The 6,868-nt window shown below is 35.0% G+C and carries 9 protein-coding genes; 8 read left to right on the top strand and 1 reads right to left on the bottom strand.

What is annotated here, in order from left to right; translation table 11 throughout:
• Positions 1–186: 186 nt before the first annotated feature.
• From RZN25_17665 to RZN25_17635, 7 genes are all read left to right on the top strand, one after another.
• Entirely contained in the window at positions 187–447 is a 261-nt protein-coding gene (locus tag RZN25_17665; GenBank protein ID MEQ6378637.1) for a hypothetical protein, read from the top strand.
• Position 448: 1 nt separating this feature from the next.
• On the top strand, positions 449–694 hold the full coding sequence (locus tag RZN25_17660; protein ID MEQ6378636.1) for a hypothetical protein: 246 nt from the start codon (positions 449–451) through the stop codon (positions 692–694).
• Positions 695–902: 208 nt separating this feature from the next.
• Positions 903–1,271, top strand: coding sequence for a hypothetical protein (locus tag RZN25_17655; protein MEQ6378635.1), 369 nt, complete (start codon positions 903–905; stop codon positions 1,269–1,271).
• A 234-nt stretch (positions 1,272–1,505) separates the two neighbouring features.
• The gene (locus RZN25_17650; GenBank protein ID MEQ6378634.1) at positions 1,506–1,733 is read left to right on the top strand and encodes a hypothetical protein; all 228 of its coding nucleotides are present in this window, start codon (positions 1,506–1,508) and stop codon (positions 1,731–1,733) included.
• Between the two features lie 451 nt (positions 1,734–2,184).
• Complete coding sequence (locus tag RZN25_17645; GenBank protein MEQ6378633.1) at positions 2,185–2,367, top strand: hypothetical protein; 183 nt, start codon at positions 2,185–2,187, stop codon at positions 2,365–2,367.
• Between the two features lie 270 nt (positions 2,368–2,637).
• Positions 2,638–3,594: a tRNA-dihydrouridine synthase gene (locus tag RZN25_17640; GenBank protein MEQ6378632.1), complete on the top strand. Its 957-nt coding sequence runs from the start codon at positions 2,638–2,640 to the stop codon at positions 3,592–3,594.
• Positions 3,595–3,815: 221 nt separating this feature from the next.
• Positions 3,816–3,977, top strand: a complete 162-nt coding sequence (locus RZN25_17635; protein MEQ6378631.1) for a hypothetical protein — start codon at positions 3,816–3,818, stop codon at positions 3,975–3,977.
• Between the two features lie 171 nt (positions 3,978–4,148).
• Here RZN25_17635 and RZN25_17630 read toward each other — a convergent pair whose 3' ends face one another.
• Positions 4,149–5,330, bottom strand: coding sequence for a DUF4317 domain-containing protein (locus tag RZN25_17630; GenBank protein ID MEQ6378630.1), 1,182 nt, complete (start codon positions 5,328–5,330; stop codon positions 4,149–4,151).
• A gap of 463 nt (positions 5,331–5,793) precedes the next feature.
• Here RZN25_17630 and RZN25_17625 point away from each other — a divergent pair, with 463 nt between their 5' ends.
• Entirely contained in the window at positions 5,794–6,357 is a 564-nt protein-coding gene (locus RZN25_17625) for a competence protein ComK (GenBank protein MEQ6378629.1), read from the top strand.
• The last annotated feature ends 511 nt before the right edge of the window (positions 6,358–6,868 follow it).

Below are 6,868 nucleotides of genomic sequence, written 5' to 3'. Positions count from 1 at the left end.
CGCCACAAAGGCTTGGCGAATGCCAAGTTTTCTAATGTAGAAACAGTACAAGATTACCTTTTTGCATGACAGGTAGTTATTAAACAAGCGGGGTGCAAGTTTTGAATTAGGGTTTTCCACTTTTTATGAAATTCAATTATGAAATCAATGAAATAATGGTAAAATGTAATGTGGGGAGGCAATTGTATGAAAAAGGTGGATGCGCAAGCCACAAAGGTTTTGGAAGATATTTTTCAAGAGAAAGATCAGTCCTTTGAATTAAACGGACGGAAGTATAAAATTGTGGCTATTGATAATAAAGATGAGTTTGAAACTACTGTAGCTGAAGATGTTGAAAGAGATCCAGAGTTAAAACGAAAATTGTTACAGGCAAAAAAGGATATAGAACAAAGGAATTATTTTACTTCAGAAGAAATGCGAGAAATGATACGGAGTGGTCAAGTATAAAATGAGATTCATTTGGTTGAAAAACACAAAGGAATCATTTGAAAATATAAAAAGTCAGCATTTTTCTTATAGTGAAACCATTGAATATAAATTAAATTTACTAGAGCGTATTGAGGACAAAATTTTAACACTTGGTACAAGTATAAGAGCAGACAAACCTGAATGGAAAGGTACTCATAAAGTTCTGGTAGATAAATTTGTTATTTACTATTCCTTTTCTCTGACGATAAACAAACGTGTTTTATAGAATATTTTAAGCACTCTAGTCAACATTATTAAGCTATCCTTAACTGTTTAGGATGGCATTTTTGTGTTTACTATACATTAAAGAAAATTCTTAGAATTTGAAATGCATCACTTAAAGTAACGGTGGCTTATCTTGAACAAGCGGATACGCAATTTCTCTATTGAGGTAGGTTAAGGGAACAGGAAAACTGATTTATTAGGGGGATTTTATGCGAAAATATGTTTTATTGATGATGTGTTTGATATTACTATCAGCTTGTTCATTAGAAGACGACGTTGATTTCGATAAAACTATGATAGTTACTGGGAAAGTAATTCAAAAAAATGAAAAGAGAGAAGAAGACCGTGCTAAATATTTTATAGAGGTATTGGCAATAATTGACCAAACCAAAGAGAGTATTATGCTTGAAGTTGATAATAGGAATGTATGGAACCTAATACTTACAGATGAGGTTTATAGAATTTCGTTTGATACTAAAGATGGGCAAGGATATGAAGTCAATAGCCCAATAAAATCAATAAAAACAGTAGGAACCTATGATAAAACATTTCGAGAAAAATTAAATGATTTAAACTAAAAGACTAATATAGAAGCATGTTCCTTATTACATTAACAGGTGTGTGATTGCATAATAAAGCAGTCGCTTTTTTAGAAGTATTTACTCTACAAAAACAGCATCTTCTTAATTAGAAAGAACGTCTTATCACTAAAAAGATCAAACCATATTACGGTAAAAGTAGTTCGAGAGATGGCAAAATCACAAAAGGTAAAATAAGCATAATTTGGAAATTTTGGAGGGGAGTGCTTTAGAATGGACCAATTAGCTTTTGCAGGCTCAATAGGAATTTGGTTAGGGATATTCTCAGCTATTATGTTGAGCGCATGTCTTTATTTCACTCTTACATACTTTGAGTACCTAAAACAGGGGGATGATCGCCTGATAAAGCAATCAAAGCTTTTTGCAGTAATTAATTTTTTTCTTGCATTGGGAGTTCCTGGGTTTTATCAACTATATCTATTCAACCAAATGATGTCATGAGTAGTTAATTTGTGGTGAAATGCACATAAACTTTTGGTTCGTTAGTAAAAAAGAGCAAATGATGAGATATTAGGTTGTTTAAAAGCATTTTTTTAGGGTGAAAGTTAACATGCTAAAGAAATTCTCGTTCTGGCTACCAATGATGAGTTTGCTAATTGATATTGACCCATTATAATGTTTTTATCATATCTCTTCTTCCAAATGGGATGGATACATTTTTATTTGGGTTATGTAAATATTTTCTTTTAGCTGTTTGCTATGGTCTTGTATTGGATTGGATAATAAAGAAAATTAATTTTTCGCTCTAGAAATGAAACACGTTGTTCTACTAAAAGGAGCTTGTCTGGAACAAGTAAGACGCTTATTTTACCAATAAACTAAAATGAATTTCCTTTTAAATGTTACGACAAAATAAAAAAGAGTTGGTATAATAAGTCTAGGTGATGACGATATGGAAAATAAAGAGTTAATGCAGATGTTTTCATCCTTGTTAAACGAGAAGCTAAAGCCATTAACTGAGCGTCTGGAAAGGCTTGAAGGTGGACAACAAGTTATTATAGAAAAATTAGATAACGTGTCCGAGAAAGTTGCCAGTAACACAGAAAAAAAACTATTGTCGAAAGCGTTGCTGTAAAATTAGCTGAGCATGATACGGATATAAAGTTACTGAAAAAGGTTGAATGAGCTTTGTGTCGTTCAACCTTAATTTTTGTTTATCAATAATTTGTGAATAAAAACACTTAAGGTTGCATTTCTTGAAGATCATTTTCTATCATTTGATAAAAAGTGAGTAAGCATGGTATAAGATATAAATGAAGTAAAGATATCTTTGCTTTTAGTTTTTTGGGGATTATATCAAGAGAGATCAACTAATTCCCTTGCAAGAGAGGATTTGAGTTTAGATATGACAAATAGTTTTTGGCGTGATTTACCACGACCATTTTTTATACTTGCACCAATGGAAGAGGTAACGGATGTTGTATTCCGGCATGTAGTTAGTGCGTCAGCTAGACCCGATGTATTTTTTACAGAGTTTACAAACTCGCATAGTTATTGTCATCCAGAAGGTCACCAAAGTGTTCGAGGTCGCTTGGCTTTTACTGAAGATGAACAACCGATTGTGGCCCACATTTGGGGGGATAACCCCGAATATTTTCGCCAAATGAGTATTGGAATGGCGAGGGAAGGGTTTCAAGGTTTGGATATTAACATGGGTTGTCCCGTGGATAATGTAGCGGAAAACGGCAAAGGCAGCGGTCTTATTCGTCGCCCAGAAGTAGCAGCAGAACTAATACAAGCAGCAAAAGCGGGAGGGCTACCGGTAAGTGTGAAAACAAGGCTTGGCTTTTCTGAAGTTGATGAGTGGCACGACTGGTTGACACACTTATTCAAACAAGACATAGTAAATCTTTCTATCCATTTACGTACGAGGGACGAAATGAGCAAGGTAGATGCGCATTGGGAACTGATTCCCGAGATTAAGAGGCTGCGTGACGAGGTGGCGCCAGATACACTATTGACGATCAATGGAGATATTCCTGACAGACAAACCGGCTTGGATCTCGCTCGTCAATACGATGTGGATGGGGTTATGATTGGACGTGGTATTTTTACAAATCCATTCGCTTTTGAAAAGGAGAAAAAAGAGCATAGTAGTGAAGAATTACTAGATCTCTTAAGGTTGCATCTTGACCTTTATGATAAATATTCCAAAGAATTAGAGGCGCGTCCATTCAAAGCTCTGACTCGCTTTTTTAAGATTTACGTCCGCGGGTTTCGAGGGGCGAGTGAACTAAGAAATCAGTTAATGAACACACATTCCACTGATGAAGTCCGTGAGCTGCTTGATAACTTTGAATGACTATGTTATAGAGCTGCAAACATATTAATTATCTTATCACGAAAATTTCACAGATGATTCCTCTCCTTCGAGGAATCATTTTCTTATACTTGCTTTTTAAATAGTGAGCTTAAGCAATAACCTGAATAGTTTAATGTTAACTGAGAAGCTAACATGGTGTTATACTAAGAATAAAGGGGTAGGTAAAATATATATAGATTACGATAGTAGGAGGCATCCTAATGAATTTTCTTTCAAAAATTTTTAAGTCAAGGCAGTGTTTCTTTTGCAAGAAAAAAATAAAGCCATTCACGATATACGAAAATGATAAACGGGAAAAAATCGATGTATGCCCAATGTGTATTGATTATGCGGAAAGAAGATTATATAAAAAATTAAAATGATTATACGAAATAAGGACTAACTTTTAGTGAGATCTGGGAGAGACTTCTGCAACGTACTGTGAAAGTAATCGGTTAACTGATGAAAACAATGGGGCATATTAAAAAAGCCTGATCCAAAGTGGATAAGTATGGTGAATCACATACCTTATCAGCTGGTAGATCAGGCTCATTTTATTCTTTTTCCCCTTTATTGAAAAGGGCCTCTGGTAGCATAGTAAATCCTTCGACTACTGTATCTTCTTCCACCTCAATCATGAGATAACGTTTCCCTTGAAGGTGAACTTGTTTCACAAATCTTAGGTCTTGAGGGCTAACAGAAATATTGGCGATTTTCGTCTTGATTTTAATTGATTTGGAGTTGTATTTTGGCAAAATACTGCTTGCTTTAAATTCATATTTTTCATCATCAATCACTTTTTTGAAAGCTGATTCCACTTTTTCAGGAGTTGCTTCTTCAATGCCACTCATTTTCAAGACTTTTTCTACGTCTTTATAATCCAGTTTTGGTGTATCTTCTTTGTCACTTTCTTCTACATAGCGATTGATTTCATCATACACACTCGCTAGTTTTGTAGTGTTCATTTGATCTCCGACGACATCTTTCACAATCTCTTCGAACACAATTTTGTTATCCTTAGCGGTCATGATTTCCTGTGCGTGTAGGACATCCTCTATGAAATGATAGTCCGGCTCATTAGCTTTGCTAGAAGAGTAGAGAACACGGTTCACATCAGCTGCATTGTCTGTAAAGGAAGGAAACATGAATCCACCTATTGGGTTGTTTAGGTTGATAATAGGGTTGACTACTATGTTGTAACGAAACTCTTTTTCTACATAATCAAAAAGCAATTCTTTTTTCGGATCCTGAGTTTTATTTATGCTACAAAGGAGGAAGGGGTGAGAATAAACCGTGTCACGTTCACTTTCTTCTGTTTCTTCATTTCGGCGCTTCATTGGTTTATAATATTCTCCCCGAATAAAAGTCACAACAATATCCATTGTGTATTGTTGATCTTTCAACATTTTTTCCACAATTAGAAGCATATGTTCCTTCCATTCAGAGGAGTTCCCAAGCAAGCCTTTATGTAAAATGAGCTGGCTTGAATTCTCAGCCTCTCGGTCAAACTTTAATTCAAACAATTTCTCGTCCAATCGACCTGTTAAGATCTTTTTAAAGTTATGCAGGAATAACTCTTTTTGATCATCATCTAACATTTCAAATGGTTGGCTCTCATGATGATATATTTCGCTCGATTCTTTCATAATGTACACATTATAAATTTCTGAGATTTTCAGTAAGTCATTTCCTACTTTAAATTGCTTACGAATATTGGCTACGTCTTTTTTATTCATACAATCTTCCTTCTTTAGTTGATTGATAGATTTCGAACCTGCTTCTAATAGTAACATAATGTTAATGTATTTTCTCAAGTTAAAGTTAGAAAAAATAGAATATGTTCTATTCCTCTGGTTTTGAATAAAGGACATCAATATAGCTGACAACTCCCACAGCTAAAGCAGCGGGGTTCTATCTGTAATTAGAGCGATTTTTAGTTTGCCTCAAGCACCCCACCAGCAACTTTCTTTTACCCGCACAATTTAAAAAGCTCTTCCACTAACTGAAGGCGGGATAAAAAATCACAATCTTTATCCCGCATGAACGGGCAACCAACCATGAAGCAAGCTTCACCAACAAGGATGGGTAAATACAAAATACATAAATGGCAAATTTGTGAAAAATATTAGAAAATTTAACCAAAAGTAAATCTTTTAATGTATAATATTTTTGTATTTAAAAAAGAAAGGATTGATATATTTGACGAAATGGATAACGGACTACGAGGTGACTCCATACACGTATGCAGTATTACCTTTTAATACAGCCGATGTGACTGGATCTCTTGTAGTAGAAAAGGGAAAGTATTTATTTATAAACAAAAAACCTAAAGTTTTAATGGAACGTGCTTGTAAATTTTTTGGATCAAGTATACAGGGCAGGGTTCAAGGAACAAGACAGATTAGTGGAATGACCCACAAAGTTCCCATTGCTGTTGATCCACATTCTGGTATGTTTTTCTTCCCAACGAATTCTCCGACGAATCCCAAATGTGCATGGATTGCCCACTCGCATATCTCCAAAATTATCACTATTTCAGAAAAAGAATCAGAACTATTATTTGTAACAGGAGAAAAAGTTCATGTGTTTATTTCTCCAGGATCTCTCCGTAATCAAGTACATCGAACAGCTCATTTCCGTTATTTGTTTATTGAACGTCTGCAGACCTATTATAGGAGATCAGCGGATCACGAGAGGGTTGCAGAGCCAAGTGCATCAAACGAATTAATGTTCTCTCCACTTCTTTCCGAATGGCTGGATTGAAATACCGGCGGTTCCATTCATAGTTGTTTACTCGAAATAAGTAAGATGAAAAAGAGTCATTTTTTCCTAGAAATATAACCTCTATGTTAGATTTCCTCATTTTTTGAATTAGTTCTTGCCTCTCTTTCCGTGCAACATGTTCCATACGATGCAACAACTCTATATATGGCTCCTTAATTTTAAACGGTCCAGATTGTATATTTTGTATGTCCATTCGAACAACTGTGATTGCCATGGATAGAAAGAGATATCGAGAGGCGAGACTTATTTCTTGCTGAGGATGAGTGGATGACTGCATAAAAACCCTTCCTTCTTCGAACGTTTGTTCTATTATACAATAAAATAAAAAAATAATACATAAAAATGTGGCTTTCACGTGAAAGTCACATTTTCATCCCGCGCATGGACGTGCAGTCATACCCTTGGGTACTAACAATCAGTGTGGGAATGCCCACTGATTGATGGTTTATTTATATTAAGAGCCACAGGACAAAATTAAAATCCTGATAAA

The sequence above is a fragment of the Bacillaceae bacterium S4-13-56 genome (genome assembly GCA_040191315.1).
GTDB lineage: Bacteria > Bacillota > Bacilli > Bacillales > JAWJLM01 > JAWJLM01.
The sequence above is the reverse complement of the archived record's forward strand: the minus strand, read 5'-3'. Positions and strand labels throughout refer to the sequence as shown.